The sequence below is a fragment of the Rickettsia endosymbiont of Rhinocyllus conicus genome (assembly GCF_964026465.1).
In the GTDB taxonomy this organism is placed as follows: Bacteria; Pseudomonadota; Alphaproteobacteria; order Rickettsiales; family Rickettsiaceae; genus Rickettsia.
This window is the reverse complement of record NZ_OZ032155.1, coordinates 1035241-1053054: the sequence shown is the minus strand read 5'-3', so window position 1 is coordinate 1053054 and position 17814 is coordinate 1035241. Positions and strand designations below refer to the sequence as shown.

Sequence of the window (17814 nt, the reverse complement as noted above, 5' to 3'; positions counted from 1 at the left end):
TAGTTACTTTTTATTAACAAGCCTATATAATGCCCTTTTAAAATCATTTTTTATAAGGACATTAATGGTTAATACAAGAAAATTTGCAAATGAAGAACAAAAAATATTAGAAAATTTTGTAAAAAGTAATCAAGTCATAGAGTTGATCAATGATAAAATTTATGATACTGAAAAATGTAGGCAGTGGGTAAATGAAAATTCAAAAATTAATGATGCTCTAAGTAAATATCTAAATTTCAAAACAAAATATTCATTAGATTATAAAGATAAATTCTTGTGGCTATTATCCGATATAATAAATTGTCAGTCAGATGAAAAAGCTAGCCCATATCATAAACAAATTAATAATTCTGCAAATCTTAAAAATCTTTTGATATTATTAGGAATATGTGCAGAAATTAACGAGATTCAAAATATAATAAGTGACGATCTTATAAAAAATAATAAATACTTAGAAGAAATAGCAAAAATGTGCTTGGATCATTACTCTCTGGAGAAAAAGAACTTCATACCTTCAAATAGACTTAATTCAATCTTAAAAGAAATTAACAAATATAATAATAATTTCACAAGTAATTTATATAATGATTCAGAGATTGAAGAAGATATAGATGATCTAATATCTTACATTGAAGAGAAAAAAATACCTTACGATTTCATAGAATTAGAAGAAGAAAAATTTGAAAATAGAGGTATAAAACGAAAATACGAAGAAGATATAGATGAGAATAACAACGATAATGATGAGTATCCCACAAAAAAATTAGTTAAAGATGAAAAAATATGTTATCCTGCTACAATATTACCATTTAATTTAGAATGTATCGGTGAATCAATACCTAGTTCAGATTCTGAATAAAATCTAAGTTATTTAATATACTGCTATATTCTATTTTAGTTGTGTGAATTTTAATAATGTCCTTTACAACTTTCTATTATAATAATTTTAGTTTCTTTATTGAAAGAATAAACTAATCTATGCTCTTGATCTATTCTTCGAGACCAAAAACCACTTAACTCATACTTTAAAGGTTCAGGCTTTCCTATACCGGTACAAGGTGTTGACATAATACTATCTATTAAAAGATGTATTCGTTTAGTCATTTTTTTATTAGTGTACTTCCAAAATTCTAACTGTGTTAAAGCTTCATCAGACCAAACAACTTTCAAAATTTTTACCTTCTTGTTTCTGTTTTGCTTTTAAAAGTTGTTCTGTAATATCTTCAGCAGGTACACCGCTATCATAATTCATCCACCACTGATCTTCTGCATTTTCTATTTGTTCAAGATCTTCCTTATTAATCAATAAAATATAATCTTTAATATTATTAATTATATTAACTTTAAAAAATTCCTGTATTTTTTCTTTGGTCATAGTATGATTTATACTTTCTATAGCTTCAAGCCAAATAGAATGCCGGTGTGTTAAATTACGTAAATAGCTTGCCGTATGTTCGCCATATATAGAATATATTTTATAAATTAAGTTTTTTTGCTGTTGTGTGTAAATATCAAAGTCCATTTCACCGGGGGCGGCAATTGGACCATCTTGTAAATTACCGAACGGTATACGTAATTTTGGTACTACTGGTCCATGTTTCCATGCTTCAATCTCTTCTTCAAAAAAAGGTTTATTAAATAAAGCGAGATGAACACCTTGAGCAAAATATATTAGTTTTTGAAGCTTTAGCTGAGTTATAGTATCTCCTGCTTCTCTATCTACTAGAACTAAGAAATAATTAGCTACGTCAAAACAACTAATGGTTTTTTCTGTTTGTTTGTTATTCATAATTATAAATAATTATACTTATCTTTTAACTTTATAACATAAATGTATAATAAATACTACAAATCAAAACAGTTTCTTTAATCCTTTTTGCAGCAGTTTATTAACAGGATCGGTAGGTTGTTGGTTTTGCGGTTGCTCTGTATTATTCTGTTCATTACTACTATCTTCCTTTTTCTTTCTTAAACCTAAAGCATCTTTTATAATATTTTCAGGTTTCTTTTCACCACTTTTTAGGTCTTTAAGGACGCTGCTAAATACATTTTTTACTAAATATGTTTGAAGAGCTTCTATATCTAATTTATGTTGCGGATTATTTATAGAACCATAAAATTTGACCCCTAGAGGAGGAAAATTATTGATAGTGACGCTTGCCCCAACATCTAGCATATATTGCGGTAGGTTGATTTGACCATGAGCATTGGCTTTAGCCGGGCTAGCATCTAAATGACATTCAGTTAGTCGTACCATGCCACGCTCTATATTGCCGGTTGCTACTAAATTGGAAAAGGATGTAGTACCGCCACTAAAAGATCCATTAATAAGGCGTAGAACTCCTTCGGTATTTTTAGCATTATTTATCGCATCCACAATGCGGTTTAAATCAAATCCGCTAATTTTTCCATTACTACTATTTACGTTAAATTGTCCATTTAAATTATTAACATAAGTATAAACGCTATTACCAGTAGAATTAAGTTCGGTGGTAAAATTTAATCGTCCATCGATTATTTTTATTTTACCACTTTGTGGAGTTAAGCTTTTAACATAAGCATTTTTTAAATCAATTTTAATCGCTGCATTTTGATCTTTTCCTGAGCTTACATAACCGTTTGCGTTAAGATCGCCACCATAAATATTTGCACTAACTGAAGTAATATTTAGCTTACCTCCGGTAATAGCTAATTTTGCTTTAAAATTATTTATTACCAATGAATCATTGGTTAGTTTATCTATATTTGCTGATAGCTGTCCCTCGATTGTATTTAAAAAGCTTAAATCAATAGGACTATTTGACCAAGGAGTGCTACTTTTAGGAGCATTAGCAGACGCTTGACCTGTATTATTTGCAACAGGATTAGAAGTAGATGTAGGTGCAGGAGCAGGGCTGCCTGAGGTAATTTTTTCTAAGTTAATTAATGGGCTGTATATATTAAGGTTAAAATTAGTTTTTTGAGAAGCTAAATTAACATCGCCTTTAATTGCTATATTAGTATTAAAGGCTGATATTTTATCATTTATCTGTAATGTATCTTTAGTTTTTTGCACTTCCCCATTTAATTGTAATGTTCCAATACGATTTAGATTATTGACTCCAAGCAAAGCCATAAATGACTCAAAATTATTAATTTTTAAATTATGAATAGCAGATATGTCTTGCTTCAGATTTTTCAGGGTTACATCGCCTGATAAATTACTATTTCCAGCAATTAAATTGATATTATGTAAAATTAGGGCTTGTGAATTATAGACTACATTGGAAATAAGAGAAATTTTTTGGTTAATAATAGGAGGTAATTTATCAGTTTTTATTTTCAGAGCGTTAAGTAAAGGTTTTAGATTATCTGCTGCTATTTTAATATTACCATTGAAAATACTTGCCTTATCTAAATTAGAGCTAATATCACCAATGATATTACCCGGGTTTGCAATAATATTTGCCTTTAAACTACTATGTTCTATATCATAATTTGCGTTTGCCAGTAATTCTATATTAGTATAGTTAAGCCTTGCATCTTTTAAATTTAGATTTTTGCTATCTGCAATTATGGATGCTGCTAACTCATAATCATTTTGTAAATCACTTGGCAGCCCTAGAGTTTTAGTATTACCTTTAATATTTGCAAGACCTATGAAAGAATTATTTTCACTATCGAGCTTTCCCTCAATTTTAATTTTTTCGTCCGCAATATTTATATTTGCACTTAATGGTATTACTTTTCCAATTTCTTCAATATTACCATCTATATAAATTTTTTGCTCTAGAGCCTCTAATGCTAAAGTAAAATCTATTGGACCTTTAGTACTTTTAACGTGAGTATCTAAATTAATATTGTTAAATATTTTTTCATTACCATTATCTCTATATATAATTTTACCATCTGATATCTTGAAGTGATTGATAAGAATAGGAAGTTCTAACTCAGTTTTGGCATTAGAAGCTGTAGGTATAGGAGCATCTTGATTTATTTCAGTTTTATTTTTAGGCGTGGAAAACTCCCAATTTTTTTGTCCATTATTTAAAACTTCAAGATTTATAACGGGCTTTTGTAGCTCTACAGATGCTACTTCAATTGTTCCTCTAAAAAGTGGTAGAAGCTTAAGTGAGGCTTTAGCGTTTTCAACAGATACTAAATAAGGCTCTTTTGTTTTATCTATTGAAGATAATTTAACTTCCGGTAAGGATATTGCAGGATTTGGTAGTAAAGATAATTTTATATCGCCATTAATAGTTAAATCTCTATTTATCGTTTCTTTGACTTTACTTATTATTATCCCTTTATAATTGTTCAAAGGGATAAAGAAAGGAATAATAATTAACAATAATATTATACTGATAAATATAATAAGTGAGTATTTCAAAGTTTTATTCATATGATTTAACCTTTCTTAAAGCTATATTTAATTAATCGGTATTTCTTTTGCGTCCTGCTCTTTAACCTCTATGCGTGGCAAGGTAATAGTAAGTATACCGTTTTTTAGACTTGAAGAAATATTTTTTTGATCTACATCCTCATATAAAGATATTACATAATTAAAGTTCTTATTCATATAATTATTTGAATCATCAGCTTTATTTTCGTCTTCAATGTTTCCTTTAACGAATAATTTATTACCATTTACTTTAATTTTGATATGATCTTTATCAAAGCCAGGTACTTCCATAATAATAATATATTGTTTGTCTTTAGTAATAAATTTGCTCTTAATGCTACTCGATTCATAAAAAGGTAACTTATTTTTAAATAGGTTATCAATATTTGTAATCTGGTTGTCTAGTAATTCTATTGCTTGATGTAAGGAAGTTGTATGATTAGAGTTATATGCTTGGTTTTGATTTGCTAATGTAGCATTACTAGATAAGATGACAGCTGCTATAGCTGGGATGTAAGCTTTAATTTTCATAATACTAACCTTGTATACTCGATGAACTTCAAAAATTGGCTACGTCGTTCTATAAGTACTGCGGTACTCACGTATTAAGTATACGCTCCGCTCCTCGTCTTATGAACTCCTTGCTCTTTTTGAAGTTGATCTTCGTCTACTAAATTTTTATTTATTAAAAGTATATATTCTAAATATATAAATTCATTTTATTAAAATTCAAGTCTTATATTTATATAGTTTGTTGAAAGTACGTTGACCAAAATAGAAGCTAATAATACCTGCAAAGATGGTTTGATCATCAATAGTCCATAATATATCTAAATATTGTACTAGTAGGGCAGAGCTTTTTAATGATTTATATTGAACGTATTTAACTATTCCATACATAGCAAAAAAACTATAAGCAAGCACCGGTCTTACCGAGCCGTTTAAGGCATCAACCCAACTAACTCCAGATTTATAAGTAGAATAAAGGGCATGCTGTTCTGCCATTTCTTGTGATATTGTAAGCTCGGTAAAAGTTTTAGATTGGTTAAGTTTGTTATTAGTAATTTGGCGATCTAAAATATCTATCTCATGCCTTTTGTCGTTTATATCTTTATAAATTTTCAAAATCTCAGGAATTATAGAACTAATAAAACCTGTTATCGCTGCAAGTAAAGTAATCATAAATATACCTTTGATATTTCAAGGTTTGGTAAGTCAAATTTCGGGATTCGTTGTGGCTTTGTTGCGTAGATCGGAAAACGTCCTCGGTGTCATCCCGTGGCTTGTCCACGGGATGACAGGGGAAAGTTGCCCACACAACAAAGCCTTCGTTTGTGCACACGTAATTCCCATATATTAAATTTAATATAGCAAGATATATATTTTGCACTAAGTGTTCATAATAATTAGTAAAATATTGTTAAATATAATAAACTTTAATTATTAACTTAAAGTAATAATATTATGCCTGATTCACCAAGCGAAATAACAAAAGGTTATGTTAACGAAGATGTATTAGAACGAATAGTTAAAGGAGAACCGACGAAAGAAGATGTGGCTACTTTAAGCAGTAGTTTTGAGAGTAATCCAAAAGAGAGAACAGAGTTTGTTAAGAATTTAGGAGATAATTTAACTCCTAATGCATTACATAAGTTAAACTCTATGGTAATGCAGCAAGCCGATAGATTATCACAAGAAACTGATCCGAATTTTCAATGCCGAATTGCTGAAACTAAAATTTTTCAAGAATTATTACAGTTAGAAGCAGAAAAAACGGGCATGAAAGCGGAATTTGATAAAGAGGGCAATTTCATACCTCCTAAATTATCTTCTGCTATTGAAGACCATTATGCTACTTTAGCAGATAAAGGAGGTTTCTATGATAAGCGTTCCGGTTTATCGTCAGATCCTAAAGAAACTAGGATAGCTAAATCAGTAGGTTTTATGCTTGATGCTCTACTTGCAAGAAATACTGAACATTACAAAAATTTACCTCCTCAAGAACAATATGGCTTAGAAGATAAGTTAAGAGATATAAGAGTAAATAAATTAAATGATAAAACTTCTGCCCCGCCTCAACATAAAACTGATAAAGAGATGGGAATTAATGAAACAAAACTTACTGATAAAGAAGCTCAAGAAAAAATCTCTAAAATCGGCAAACCATTTTCTAAATTTTTAACAAATAATATAGTTGATGCTACATTAAAAAATCTAGAAAGCGAAAATTTTAAACTAGACGAAGAACATAAAACCAAAATCACTGCGGCATTGTCTGAATCTTTAGAAAAGATTTCATTCTCAGAATTATCAACAAATAAACCGGAAATAATAAATAATCTAACTAAAGACTTAAAAGAAAAGCAGACTATGATTTCAAAAGCTGCTCATGCTTTGCCCGGCAAATCTTCTTATCATATTTCCACCGAAAATGTTAAAAAGATTGCTAATAATATTGGTGAAAAATATCAAGAAAATAAACCACCTGAAAGTGCTATCATCAAATCTACACCTCCTGTTACTTCTAAAAATGAAGAGCAGAGCAATAGTAAAAAGAAAAGTTTTATCAAAGAAAAAGTATCCCATATGAAAGATACTTTTGGTAAAGCAGTAATTGCAACAAAAAATATTAATCAACTTCGTACTACTTTGTCTAAATCTGTAAAGGTGAATAAAGATCAAGATAGAGGAAGATAGTTATGTCATTTCCGTCATTGCGAGGAAATTATGAAGTAATTGACGAAGCAATCCAGTAAAAAATGCTAACTTTATAACATTTTTTATTATTTTTTCTGGATTGCCACGCTTATTTTATTCGCGTAGCTCAGACGATTTGGTATCCACGCAAGCAAGTCTTGCGAGGAGCGTAGCTTTGTTGCAATCTCATGAAGTAAGATTCATGAGATTGCTTCGTCGGTTATTACATAACCTCCTCGCAATGACATTATCCACTATTTCAAATTAGACCAGATGCGGTTTTTGGCAATATAGAAGAATATAGTAAACGCTACTAAAAACATCATAACTTTAAGCCCCATAGATTTACGATGTTCCATTTCCGGTTCAGCTGCCCATTGTAAAAATACTGCAACATCGTGGCTCATTTGCTCAACACTTGCATTAGTGCCGTCCATATAAGTCACCTGCCCATCTATTAGAGGAGGGGGCATTGCTATCTGACCGCCTGGGAAATACGGATTATAGTGAGCACCATTCATTAGCTTGAATCCTGTAGGCGGTTCAGCATAACCGGTAAGTAGTGAATATACATAATTCGCTCCATCATGACGAGCTTTAATTATCAATGATAAATCGGGCGGATGAGCACCGTTATTAGCCGCTCTTGCTGCCTGCTCATTTGGATAAGGCGATACAAAACGATCAGATGGAAGAGCAGGGCGATCAAACATCTCACCATCATCATTCGGACCATCCTTTACTGTATAATTTTTAGCAATTTCTTTGATCTCTTCTTCAGAAAAGCCAATATCCCTAAGATTACGATAATATAGATTGCTTAAGCTGTGGCAAACGCTACATACTTCTTTATAAACCTGAAAACCTCTTTGTGCGGCTTCACGATCAACACTGCCACGCAAGCCCTCAAAGTGCCATTTCATTTTTTTTGGATGTAACGCTTCCTCATTGGCTAAGCTTAAAGCAGAAATTAATATTATAATGATAGAAGTGAGTAGTTTAGTTTTCATATGATTTTTTTGAATTGTCATTGCGAGGAGATGCATAGCATCGACGTGGCAATCTCAGGAATTTATTATTATTTAATAAGATTGTCATATTGAGGTTTTGTCTTTTCTCACAATAATATTTTTATTTATAGAATAATTTCATTATATAAATCATCCCAGTTTGTATTTATTTGTTCTATTAATTTAATCTTTTTATCTCTTGAACCAGCCTTAATTTGTTTTTCTTTATTTATTGCCGAATCCATAGTTTGATGAAGCTCATAAAATACTAATATTTTACAATTATATTTTTTACTAAAACCTTTAATATTTTCGTTTTTATGTTGGTATATTCTTTTTATAAGATTAGAGGTTACACCGGTATAAAGTATACCATTTTTTTTTATTAGTAGTTATATATACAGCTGGTTGTTTCATAAATTTGTATAATACAAAATGTCGTGAGTTATGCCTCCTGAGATTGCCACGTCGATGCGTTACATCTCCTCGCAATGACGTTTTCCAATTTCCTGAGATTGCCACGCTCCTTACAGTCGCTCGCAATGACAATTATCTGATCTCTTTCATAACTCTACAACTCCTCCGGTAGTGGTAGTGGTTTCTCATATTTACCAATCAATGGCAAAGCTACTAAAAAATGGAAGAAATAGTAGCATGCAGCGAATCTACTGATAGTAATATACGGCTCTTCTGCAGGTTGCCCGCCCAAATAACCAAGTAATAAGCAATCTGCCATAAATATCCAAAAAGCAATACGATATATTGGTCTATAGTTGGCACTTCTTACCTTTGAAGTATCTAGCCAAGGTAATAAAAACAGTACAAATATACTGCCGAACATTAATAGCACGCCACCGAGTTTAGACGGCACAGCACGTAAGATCGCATAAAATGGCAAGAAATACCATTCAGGAACAATATGAGCAGGGGTAACTAATGGATTTGCAGGTATATAATTATCTGGATGACCTAAATAATTTGGTTCATAAAAAATAAAATAAGCAAATATTATGAAATAAACCCCGAAACCAACAAAATCCTTAATCGTATAATAAGGATGAAATGGAATCGTATCTTTAGGACCTTTAACATCAATACCTTTCGGATTATTTGAGCCATGTTGATGCAATGCTACTAGATGTAGCATTACAAGAGCAACGATAACAAAAGGCAATAAATAATGCAGTGAAAAGAATCTGTTTAACGTTGGATTATCCACCGAAAAACCACCCCACAACCATGTAACTATAGACTTACCTACAAGCGGAATAGCTGAGAATAGATTAGTAATAACTGTTGCACCCCAATAGCTCATCTGTCCCCAAGGTAGTACATAACCCATAAAAGCAGTAGCCATCATGGTTAGGAAAATAATTATACCGATATGCCACAGTAGTTCTCTTGGTGCTTTATACGAGCCATAATATAGTCCTCTTGCTATATGTAAATATACGGCTGCAAAAAACATTGAGGCACCAACAGCATGAGTATAACGCAGTAACCAGCCATAATTAACGTTACGCATGATTTTTTCAACGCTATCAAAAGCATGATCAACATGCGGCGTATAATGCATAGCAAGTATTATACCGGTAATTATCTGAATTACTAACGCAATGCCGGCAATAGAGCCTAGATTCCACAAATAACTAAGGTTTTTTGGGGTTTGATAATGGCTAAAATGCTTTAGAAAAGAGAAGACCGGAAGACGGTAATCTATCCACTCTATAATAGCATTATTCTTTTCAGTTTTTGGGGTAATGTTGTCGCTCATAGGTAATTACCCGATTCTAATTTTTTTGTCGCTAATAAAAGTGTAGGGCGGTACTGCTAAATTTAAAGGAGCAGGACCTCTTCTTACTCTACCTGATGAATCATATTGTGAACCATGGCACGGGCAGAACCAGCCGCCATAATCGCCTTGATTTGCAAGTGGTACGCAACCTAAATGTGTACAGATACCAATTGTTACTAACCAATTAGCATGCCCAGCTTTTACACGGTTTTGATCTTCTTCAGGATCAATAAGCTCTGACATTTTTACAGCCCGTGCTTCAGCAATTTTATCTGGAGTACGATTAGTAATGAATACCGGTTTTCCTTGCCATTTAACTGTAACTGTTTGACCTACAGCAATATTTGATAAATCAACTTCAATTGATGATAAGGCAAGAACGTCGGCTGAAGGGTTTAAAGAATCAATAAGAGGCCAAAGTGTACAAGCAGCTCCAACCGCTGCAACGCTACTAGCCGTTAGGACCATAAAATCACGACGAGAGGTTTGTTTTGTATTGTTATTAGTATCTTCAGTATCTGACATATTTAGTTTGTATTCGTATTATTACTGTTGTCATAAGGATTTACTACCGGAGTAGTAGGTTCAGGGATAGTACCATCTCCTTCACCACCATCTTCAGGCTTTTTAATAAGCCTTTCTACACCTTGCTGTAATTCTTCTTCTCCTGTACCTTCTTTAACCTCATATTTTCCTGGATCACCTAAGCAATTCCAAAAGTTGACTAAGTGATCCCAGTCAGGACCAAGTTTTACAGTACAATTTTGAGCAATAGCTTTACTAGTGTCTAATATCTCAACTGTTGTTCTGCCAAAATAGTCTATAAAGCCGATTTTCTCAAGCCCTTTTACTACATAAAATAATACTATTAATGATGCAACAGCTATCATTATATACCATTTAGTAATAATGCCCCATAAGAAAACGCCCATAGTGTTAGCTGCAATTAACCTTCGTAAAGCTTGCCACATATTATTTTCTCAAAAAAATTTATTATATTATCTTATACTATTCTGCTAGTAAAAATAAAGAAAATAATCATGTTATGCTGTAAATATTTCTGATTAAATATGAACTTAAGACAAATGAAATAGGTAAAATTACTAAATTAATACCTATCATAATGAAAATTAATTGTAAATTATTGTCTTGTAGTACTAACCCTGTCATTATAATGCTGGGAATTAGCAAAGGCATAATAAATATGCCGATAAAATTAGCATTAACCCTAAAATAGCTTTGCATGCTACCCGATAATACTACTAAACTGCTTGATAAAATTATTACAAGCCAGACGCTGAAAAAGAAAAATATTATTTCTAGCAAGGTTTGGCTGAAAAAAATATAAATAATAGGTAATGTTAAAATTATCCCTATCGTACTACTTATAAATATCGCAAAAAATTTAGCTAGCACTATTTTAGTTGGATTAACTATAGATAACATTAATTCTAAGCTTCCATCTTCTAAGTCAGACTTAAATATAATAGAAGAAAAACCAATCAATGAAATTAACAAACAAATTACCGAAAAGATTAAGCCGAATTTCTTAATATCTTCATGGCTGTTAATTAAAGTAGTGCTAATAATACAAAATAGAAAAAATATCATCAGATATTTAATCATATTATTAATACGATTCTGCACTATAAATTCACGTTTGATTAGTAAAAACAAGCTATTCACAATTGTTAAATGAGTTGTAAATTGAGTACATAATAGCAGAAACTGTTAAGCCTATGCCTATCTCTACAGCAAATATTCCTATATGTTGAGCAGTTAGACTATCGTTAACAAAGTTTGCTAGAGAATAATAGTTTAAGTAATTATCGTTAAAAAATAGCGATATCACACCAGTAAATCCGTATATCATAACACCTAAAGCAGCAATAATTATTAGAGTATTCAACGAAAAATATCGATTTAATTTTTGGTTACCATATACTAGATCATAAGCAATAAGAGAGGAGGCAAATATAACGCCAGCTTGGAAACCACCACCAGGTGATGCTTCTCCATTAAGCTGAATATATAAGCTATATAGGATTATATAAGGTACTATAAAAATAGAGATGTTTTTTGTTATTTTTGTCATCCCGTAGGCTTGCTGACATTGTTGTATGGTTTTGATGTCATTCCCGCGTAGATCGTTTACCCCTGTCACCCCGTGGCTTGTCCACGGGGTCCAGTTAAAAACTAGCAGCACAGAAATTCCGGCAATTAAAATTACACTAGTTTCACCTAAGGTATCGTACCCACGATAGCTAGCTAAAATGGCTGCTACAAAAGATGGTATTCCAATATCCTTACTAGTATTTTCTATATAATATTTAGTTAGGTGTGTGTGGAGCAAGGCATGTTCATCTCCATAATCTGGTAGTTCAAGCCCCATGTAAGTAAGAGTTACTACAAACAATAAACATATTAAGCTTGCCGAAATAATTCTAGTTCTTTGGATTATTTTTAAATTAGAGGGTAATTTTCGTAATAAATTTAGATATACGCAGGTTGATAGACACGCTCCAAGGGCTACTTCAGTCATTGCAACATCCGGTGCATCCATTAGTAAATAAGATACACCAATTAATAAGCTAAATGCTGAGCTATATATTACTGCTTCCAATAAATCTTTAGCAATAATGATTTTAATTGATATTATAACCAGTAAAAAAACAATAAAATTAAGTAAGTAATTACTGAGATCAAAATTTAAAAGCATAAATATTTTCTTATTTTTTCTTAGCTTCTTGTTTTTGTAAAAATGACCTTGAAAGTAGTGACCCTTTACCAAGAGCGTGAGTTGCTACCGGATTTAATAAGAAAATTAATATAGCAGCTAGAAGTAGCTTAAAACAACTAAAAAGATTTCCTGCAAGGCATGCAAAGCCTATTAAGCAAATCGGTACTCCAAAGCTTTCAATAACACTTGCAGCGTGCAATTTTGTATAAAAATCAGGGAAACGGAAAAAACCGATAATACCTGAAAATATAGCAAACAGCCCAATAATTACCAATAATATTCCGATGTAAGATAATATCATATTTTTATTTTAAATAGGAGAAAGCAGCATTGTTATGTGGATTGAAAAGCATATTATGTCATTCTTGTTTAAGGCTTGCTTGCGTGGATACCAAATCGTCATTGCGAATGAGCGAAGCGAGTGTGGCAATCTAGGAAATAATGATGAGATTGCTTCGTCATTGCGAGAAGAATTACAAAGTAATAAGGGCGAAGCAAGGAAGTAAAAAATGCTAAAATTAGTTATTTTTTACTATTTTTCTGGATTGCCACGCGGTCTACGACCGCTCGCAATGACGGTTTTAATAATACTCCAATTTTCTCCGGACACTACTACGCCTCCGCGGGAATGACATTGGAGCTATGCAACAACATCGGACAAGCCAGGGTATGATCCCGAAGACGTTTTGCAACAAAGCCTTTGCGAAAATAACGTATTAGTCGTCATAACACAGTCAGAAAACTATTTCTCTCTGAATGCCTTAAATGCTGTATCGATTACAGGATCAAGGAGATATCTAAGCAATGTTCTAGTTCCAGTAACGATCTGTACTTCGGCTTGCATACCAGGATGTAATTCTAGATTTTTTATTTTGGCAATTCTGTTGAATTCATCCATGTCAATCTCTACTCTAGCAATATAGTAATTATCTTGCTGTCCGGGATGCTGTCTTTCATCTTGAACAATATCCGGTGATACACTGACCACTTTACCGGTAAATGTTGGAGTAGTACGTGATTTAAAAGCACTAAAGCGTATTTTTGCAACTAGTCCTTCATGCACTGAATCTATATTTTTTTGTGATACCTTTGCTTCTATAATTAGTGGATCGTTAGTAGGTGAAATCTCCATAATAGGTTGTCCGGTACCTATATAACCACCAATTGTATGATATTTTAGATTATTAATTATACCATCAACAGGTGATTTGATTACTATCCGATTAAGTGAATCAGTTAAAGAGTTATATTTTTCTTTAAGAGAAGCTGTTTGTACTTGTGCATCACGAAGCTCTGTTAAAGTCTTTTCAGTATATTTATTTTGTAGGTTTATAATGCTAATTTGAGATTCAGTAATAGCGTGGTGTGTTCCTGCTATTTCCGTGTCAGTCGTTGCAACGTCACTTTTTGCACTAGCAACTCTTGCTTCTTGTTCTAACAAATCCTTTTTTTGCACAAAGCCTTTATTTTGTAGAGTTCTTAAAGCCTTTAAACGTTCTTGGTAAACTTCGGCTGTTTTAGTTGCAGCTACTTTTCGTGCCTCCAAGCCTTCAATCTTCTTTTCAAGCTGAGAAATACGTTGCTGTAAAGCATCTTTTTCTGAATTATATACTTCTTTTTTTGATCTAAATAAATTTTCTTGAGTGTGTATTATCTTAGCGACTTCCGGTAAATTAATATCTTGCATTAAAAAATCAGAAAATTCGATTTGCTCTAGATTATCACGCTCAGCAATTAAACGATTTTCAGTAGCCAGAGCAGTACGATATTGACCTAAAGTGCTCTCATGCTCGCTTTTTATTCGTGTTTCTTCAAGCTCTATTAGCTTATCACCTGCTTTAACTTTATCACCTTGTTTCACATAAATAGCTTTGATTATTCCACCTTCATTGTGCTGGATTGTCTTCTTATTAGTGCTTGGCATTAATATTCCAACTGCTACAGCTCCACTATCAAGCGGTGCAACAGCCATCCAAACACCACCGATTAATACTAAGAAAATAATAACATAAATACCAAAAAGTATAGGTGATCTTGCAGCTTGTGCGACATTATTACGATCTTTATCAGTTTTTTTAGTAGTAAAATTAACAAATCTATCAAGTTTAAGCAGTAAAAATTCTATTACTTGTGAAGTCTTTTTTAATGTGCTATTTATTAAAGCTTTACGTTTAGAGCTTTGACCTTTAAGGCTTAGTGAATTTTCTCTCAAGGACAGTAATTGCTTTAACTGCTCCGGTGTAATTTGAGGTTTATTATTTTTTAAGTCCTGCATAATATTTAATCATTCATTATTATTTTTTGTCGTTGCGAGGAGCGTAGCAACATGGCAACCTCGTTAAGATAAACTCCTGAAATTGCGTACGTACAAAACTTACAGTTTTTCCTCGCAATGATGATTTTGCACTATTTATTATTAATATGAATTGTGCCGCCCTTTAGAGTTTTAAAGTGGTTTTGAATTTCATCCGGCGTTCCGTGAACTGCAACAGCTCCATCCTGTAATATTAAGATTTTGTCAACAACTGATAATACAGAAGGTCTATGTGAAATTACAACGACTGATATTCCTTTTAGTTTTGCTTGTTTTAAAGCACTAGCAAGTGCTACTTCACCAGCTTCATCTAAATTAGCATTAGGTTCATCTAAAATTACCAGCTTTGGATCACCATAAAATGCTCTAGCAAGCCCAATACGTTGCCTTTGTCCTCCTGATAAATTAGAGCCGGCAGGACCTATATCTGAATCATAACCGTCAGGAAACCTTAATATCATTTCATGAGCACCAGCTAGTTTGGCTGCTTCAATAACTTTTTGTGGATTAGCATTATCTTCCATTCTAGCAATATTTTGCTTGATGCTACCACTGAAAAGCTCTATTCCTTGAGGCAAATAACCGACATGTCTGCCAAAATCTTCTCTATTCCAACGATAAATTTCAGCCTCATCTAAACGTACCGAGCCTGAGGATTCTCGCCATACACCAACTATGATTTTAGCTAAAGTTGACTTTCCGGTTGCTGATGGTCCGATAATTGCTAAAATTTCACCTGGTTGTACCGCAAAACTAACACCTTTTAAAATATATTTTGGTGTGGGTGGTTGTGGCATATGTTTTGGAACAGGGTGGGCATAGTAAATATTTTCTACAGTTAAATGCCCCTCGACGTTTGGAATTGGCATTGCTTCGTCACGAGAAGCATAAATATTAAATAGGTTGTTGATATTTTTGAATGATTTAATAGCTCCACTCATGCTTTTCCATAACTCAATAGCGTTATCAAAAGGAGCAAGTGCTCTACCAACTATAATAGAGCTCATAATCATATTACCAGGTGTCATTGATGCCCCATGAGTTTCTACAACAAGATAAGCACCAACGCCAGTAACTGCCATTTGCATTATGTTACGGATAAACCTTGAAAAGTTAGAAATGACGCCATTACGATAGCTAGCGGTTGATTGTTTATCAAGTGCTGCTAAGTTAAATTTATGCCAATTTTTTGTAACATTTTTCATCATCCCCATTGCTTCGACTACTTCGGCATTTCTATTAGCAATATCGGCTTGCGTCATACCTTTAATCGAGAATTCTGTAGCTTCACCTAAGGTTTTGTTAGTAGCAGCTGCATTAAAGAAAGCTGTTGAAACAATGAGTATAGCACCGAAAATTGTAATAAAACCAATATATGGATGTATTGAGAAAATAACAGCAATATATATGATACTCCAAGGTGCATCAAATAAGGTATTAATTCCGGTACTTGTTAGGAATGTTTTAACGGATTGAAAATCACGTAATAGCTGGCTAGAACCCATATTTACACGTGTTGCTGCTGCTGAAATTGAGGAAGCAAAAATCACCGGTGCTACTGTTCTATCAAGCCATTCTCCCACTTTTATAAGAGTAAAAGAACGAGCAATTTGCAGTAAACCGTAAACAAAATAAATATAAGCAATTATTATCGATAAATATAACAATGTGTATAAATTACCACTACCAAGCACCCTATCTAAAACTTGTAGTGAATAAAGGGGGGTAATTAACATTAATAAATTAATTACAAAGGCAAACCAAAAAACTATCCAGAAAGCTGTTCGGCACTCTCCAAGTGCTATCATCAAAGGATTTTTTTTATTTAAGACAGTGTTTTTATTATCCATATTAATTATTTTATAAATAAGTTTTAATTAATTCTTCAGCAATTTGAACGCTATTTAAAGCAGCTCCTTTACGTAAATTATCGCATGTAATCCATAAATTTATGGCGTTCTCTTTACTTGCATCATCCCTAATGCGTGAGACATATACAGCGTCTTCGCCTACTACTTCAGTAGGTGAGATATATGCTAAATCTTTAGTTTGTGAAATCGTAACAACCCCGTCAGCATCTTCTAGTATTTCCTCAACTTCTTTAGCATCCACTTTACTACTAAATTCTATATTAACGGATATAGAATGACCAACAAATACAGGTACTCGTACAGAAGTTACGCTAACTTTAAGATGATCACCAATAATTTTCTGTAGCTCTAAAGCAATTTTTGACTCTTCGCTTGTATAACCATCTTTATTTAAATCACCTATGTGAGGAAATAAATTGAATGCAATTTGTTTTGGAAATATGTTGGGGCTTTTTTCTTCAAAGATATACTTAGATTTTGTTTGATCATAAAGTTCATCCATTCCTGCTTTACCTGCTCCGGATACTGATTGATAAGTAGATATTACAACTCTTTTTATACTTATTTCATTATCTAGCGGTTTAAGTACAACTGCAAGAGGAATCGCAATGCAGTTAGGATTCGATATAATATTTTTAGTGGCAAAGTTTTTAAGTGTTGATAAATTAGCCTCAGGTACAATTAAAGGTATATCTTCACTTAGTCTAAAAAAAGAAGATTTATCAATAACCACACAATTTTTAGCAATAGCATTTGGTATATACTTTTTTGATACTTCCGAACCTGCTGAAAAAAATGCAATATCTATTTCCTCAAAATCTAGATCGTCTAAGCTACTTATTTGTAATACTTGCTCGCCAAAGCTAACTTTTTTTCCAATAGAATTATTTGAAGCAATAGCATAAATTTTGTTAATAGGAAAATTGCATTCTGCTAGAATAGTTAAGGTTTCACGACCGACATTTCCGGTAGCACCGATAACAGCAATATTATATTTCTTGGTCAT

The 17814-nt window shown here is 32.5% G+C and carries 19 protein-coding genes and 1 pseudogene; 3 read left to right on the top strand and 17 right to left on the bottom strand.

All coding sequences use genetic code 11. From position 1 onward, the window contains the following. Positions 1 to 64 precede the first annotated feature (64 nt). Complete coding sequence (locus AAGD54_RS05630; protein WP_341794336.1) at positions 65 to 859, top strand: hypothetical protein; 795 nt, start codon at positions 65 to 67, stop codon at positions 857 to 859. Positions 860 to 909: 50 nt separating this feature from the next. Here AAGD54_RS05630 and AAGD54_RS05625 read toward each other — a convergent pair whose 3' ends face one another. The 5 genes from AAGD54_RS05625 to AAGD54_RS05605 all read right to left on the bottom strand — a co-directional run bounded on the left by AAGD54_RS05625 (position 910) and on the right by AAGD54_RS05605 (position 5563). Then, positions 910 to 1173, bottom strand: a complete 264-nt coding sequence (locus AAGD54_RS05625; RefSeq protein WP_342170241.1) for a Txe/YoeB family addiction module toxin — start codon at positions 1171 to 1173, stop codon at positions 910 to 912. Further along, positions 1151 to 1789: a Panacea domain-containing protein gene (locus tag AAGD54_RS05620; protein WP_016948198.1), complete on the bottom strand. Its 639-nt coding sequence runs from the start codon at positions 1787 to 1789 to the stop codon at positions 1151 to 1153. Before AAGD54_RS05620 ends, AAGD54_RS05625 begins: the two co-directional genes overlap by 23 nt. Before the next feature lie 63 nt (positions 1790 to 1852). Continuing rightward, positions 1853 to 4381 carry an AsmA family protein gene (locus AAGD54_RS05615; RefSeq protein WP_341794335.1) on the bottom strand — a complete coding sequence of 843 codons (2529 nt, stop codon included), beginning with the start codon at positions 4379 to 4381 and terminating at the stop codon, positions 1853 to 1855. A 27-nt stretch (positions 4382 to 4408) separates the two neighbouring features. After that, entirely contained in the window at positions 4409 to 4906 is a 498-nt protein-coding gene (locus AAGD54_RS05610) for an Hsp20/alpha crystallin family protein (protein WP_341789231.1), read from the bottom strand. 204 nt (positions 4907 to 5110) lie between these two features. After that, positions 5111 to 5563, bottom strand: a complete 453-nt coding sequence (locus AAGD54_RS05605) for a hypothetical protein (protein WP_341795223.1) — start codon at positions 5561 to 5563, stop codon at positions 5111 to 5113. Between the two features lie 282 nt (positions 5564 to 5845). On the opposite strand from AAGD54_RS05605, the gene AAGD54_RS05600 reads away from it, so the two are divergent. Next, a complete protein-coding gene (locus tag AAGD54_RS05600) occupies positions 5846 to 7078 on the top strand; it encodes a DUF5410 family protein (RefSeq protein ID WP_341794334.1) in 1233 nt (410 codons plus the stop codon). A 254-nt stretch (positions 7079 to 7332) separates the two neighbouring features. On the opposite strand, the gene AAGD54_RS05595 is transcribed toward AAGD54_RS05600, so the two are convergent. From AAGD54_RS05595 to AAGD54_RS05555, 9 genes and pseudogenes are all read right to left on the bottom strand, one after another. Further along, on the bottom strand, positions 7333 to 8088 hold the full coding sequence (locus AAGD54_RS05595) for a cytochrome c1 (protein WP_341788191.1): 756 nt from the start codon (positions 8086 to 8088) through the stop codon (positions 7333 to 7335). Between the two features lie 125 nt (positions 8089 to 8213). Next, positions 8214 to 8333 (bottom strand): nuclease, encoded by a 120-nt coding sequence (locus AAGD54_RS05590; protein WP_341794333.1) that lies wholly within the window; start codon positions 8331 to 8333, stop codon positions 8214 to 8216. A 3-nt stretch (positions 8334 to 8336) separates the two neighbouring features. Then, positions 8337 to 8420 (bottom strand): annotated as a pseudogene (locus tag AAGD54_RS05585) (GIY-YIG nuclease family protein); the annotation flags it as partial. 239 nt (positions 8421 to 8659) lie between these two features. Next, a complete protein-coding gene (locus tag AAGD54_RS05580; RefSeq protein ID WP_341788189.1) occupies positions 8660 to 9862 on the bottom strand; it encodes a cytochrome b/b6 in 1203 nt (400 codons plus the stop codon). A 6-nt stretch (positions 9863 to 9868) separates the two neighbouring features. Then, positions 9869 to 10408: a ubiquinol-cytochrome c reductase iron-sulfur subunit gene (gene petA, locus AAGD54_RS05575; protein ID WP_341788188.1), complete on the bottom strand. Its 540-nt coding sequence runs from the start codon at positions 10406 to 10408 to the stop codon at positions 9869 to 9871. A 2-nt stretch (positions 10409 to 10410) separates the two neighbouring features. Further along, on the bottom strand, positions 10411 to 10854 hold the full coding sequence (locus tag AAGD54_RS05570; RefSeq protein WP_341794332.1) for a DUF2670 domain-containing protein: 444 nt from the start codon (positions 10852 to 10854) through the stop codon (positions 10411 to 10413). A gap of 67 nt (positions 10855 to 10921) precedes the next feature. Continuing rightward, positions 10922 to 11569, bottom strand: a complete 648-nt coding sequence (locus tag AAGD54_RS05565; RefSeq protein WP_341788186.1) for a heme exporter protein CcmB — start codon at positions 11567 to 11569, stop codon at positions 10922 to 10924. After that, complete coding sequence (locus AAGD54_RS05560; RefSeq protein ID WP_341794331.1) at positions 11562 to 12602, bottom strand: DUF4040 domain-containing protein; 1041 nt, start codon at positions 12600 to 12602, stop codon at positions 11562 to 11564. Before AAGD54_RS05560 ends, AAGD54_RS05565 begins: the two co-directional genes overlap by 8 nt. 10 nt (positions 12603 to 12612) lie before the next feature. Next, complete coding sequence (locus AAGD54_RS05555) at positions 12613 to 12924, bottom strand: Na+/H+ antiporter subunit G (protein ID WP_016947696.1); 312 nt, start codon at positions 12922 to 12924, stop codon at positions 12613 to 12615. 55 nt (positions 12925 to 12979) lie between these two features. On the opposite strand from AAGD54_RS05555, the gene AAGD54_RS05550 reads away from it, so the two are divergent. Further along, a complete protein-coding gene (locus AAGD54_RS05550) occupies positions 12980 to 13129 on the top strand; it encodes a hypothetical protein (protein WP_341788184.1) in 150 nt (49 codons plus the stop codon). Positions 13130 to 13365: 236 nt separating this feature from the next. Here AAGD54_RS05550 and AAGD54_RS05545 read toward each other — a convergent pair whose 3' ends face one another. From AAGD54_RS05545 to asd, 3 genes are all read right to left on the bottom strand, one after another. Then, a complete protein-coding gene (locus tag AAGD54_RS05545; RefSeq protein WP_341788183.1) occupies positions 13366 to 14898 on the bottom strand; it encodes an HlyD family type I secretion periplasmic adaptor subunit in 1533 nt (510 codons plus the stop codon). Between the two features lie 131 nt (positions 14899 to 15029). Beyond that, positions 15030 to 16787 (bottom strand): type I secretion system permease/ATPase, encoded by a 1758-nt coding sequence (locus AAGD54_RS05540; protein ID WP_341794330.1) that lies wholly within the window; start codon positions 16785 to 16787, stop codon positions 15030 to 15032. 10 nt (positions 16788 to 16797) lie between these two features. Beyond that, positions 16798 to 17814, bottom strand: a complete 1017-nt coding sequence (asd, locus tag AAGD54_RS05535; RefSeq protein ID WP_341794329.1) for an aspartate-semialdehyde dehydrogenase — start codon at positions 17812 to 17814, stop codon at positions 16798 to 16800.

Excerpts from the sequence above, each read along its gene's own strand:
- AAGD54_RS05555 (WP_016947696.1), bottom strand. The coding sequence starts at position 12,924 with ATGATATTATCTTACATCGGAATATTATTGGTAATTATTGGGCTGTTT.
- AAGD54_RS05600 (WP_341794334.1), top strand. The coding sequence starts at position 5,846 with ATGCCTGATTCACCAAGCGAAATAACAAAAGGTTATGTTAACGAAGAT.
- AAGD54_RS05560 (WP_341794331.1), bottom strand. The coding sequence starts at position 12,602 with ATGCTTTTAAATTTTGATCTCAGTAATTACTTACTTAATTTTATTGTT.
- AAGD54_RS05540 (WP_341794330.1), bottom strand. The coding sequence starts at position 16,787 with ATGGATAATAAAAACACTGTCTTAAATAAAAAAAATCCTTTGATGATA.
- AAGD54_RS05605 (WP_341795223.1), bottom strand. The coding sequence starts at position 5,563 with ATGATTACTTTACTTGCAGCGATAACAGGTTTTATTAGTTCTATAATT.
- petA (WP_341788188.1), bottom strand. The coding sequence starts at position 10,408 with ATGTCAGATACTGAAGATACTAATAACAATACAAAACAAACCTCTCGT.
- AAGD54_RS05630 (WP_341794336.1), top strand. The coding sequence starts at position 65 with ATGGTTAATACAAGAAAATTTGCAAATGAAGAACAAAAAATATTAGAA.
- AAGD54_RS05595 (WP_341788191.1), bottom strand. The coding sequence starts at position 8,088 with ATGAAAACTAAACTACTCACTTCTATCATTATAATATTAATTTCTGCT.
- AAGD54_RS05615 (WP_341794335.1), bottom strand. The coding sequence starts at position 4,381 with ATGAATAAAACTTTGAAATACTCACTTATTATATTTATCAGTATAATA.
- AAGD54_RS05620 (WP_016948198.1), bottom strand. The coding sequence starts at position 1,789 with ATGAATAACAAACAAACAGAAAAAACCATTAGTTGTTTTGACGTAGCT.
- AAGD54_RS05545 (WP_341788183.1), bottom strand. The coding sequence starts at position 14,898 with ATGCAGGACTTAAAAAATAATAAACCTCAAATTACACCGGAGCAGTTA.
- AAGD54_RS05550 (WP_341788184.1), top strand. The coding sequence starts at position 12,980 with ATGTCATTCTTGTTTAAGGCTTGCTTGCGTGGATACCAAATCGTCATT.
- asd (WP_341794329.1), bottom strand. The coding sequence starts at position 17,814 with ATGACCAAGAAATATAATATTGCTGTTATCGGTGCTACCGGAAATGTC.
- AAGD54_RS05570 (WP_341794332.1), bottom strand. The coding sequence starts at position 10,854 with ATGTGGCAAGCTTTACGAAGGTTAATTGCAGCTAACACTATGGGCGTT.
- AAGD54_RS05580 (WP_341788189.1), bottom strand. The coding sequence starts at position 9,862 with ATGAGCGACAACATTACCCCAAAAACTGAAAAGAATAATGCTATTATA.
- AAGD54_RS05590 (WP_341794333.1), bottom strand. The coding sequence starts at position 8,333 with ATGGATTCGGCAATAAATAAAGAAAAACAAATTAAGGCTGGTTCAAGA.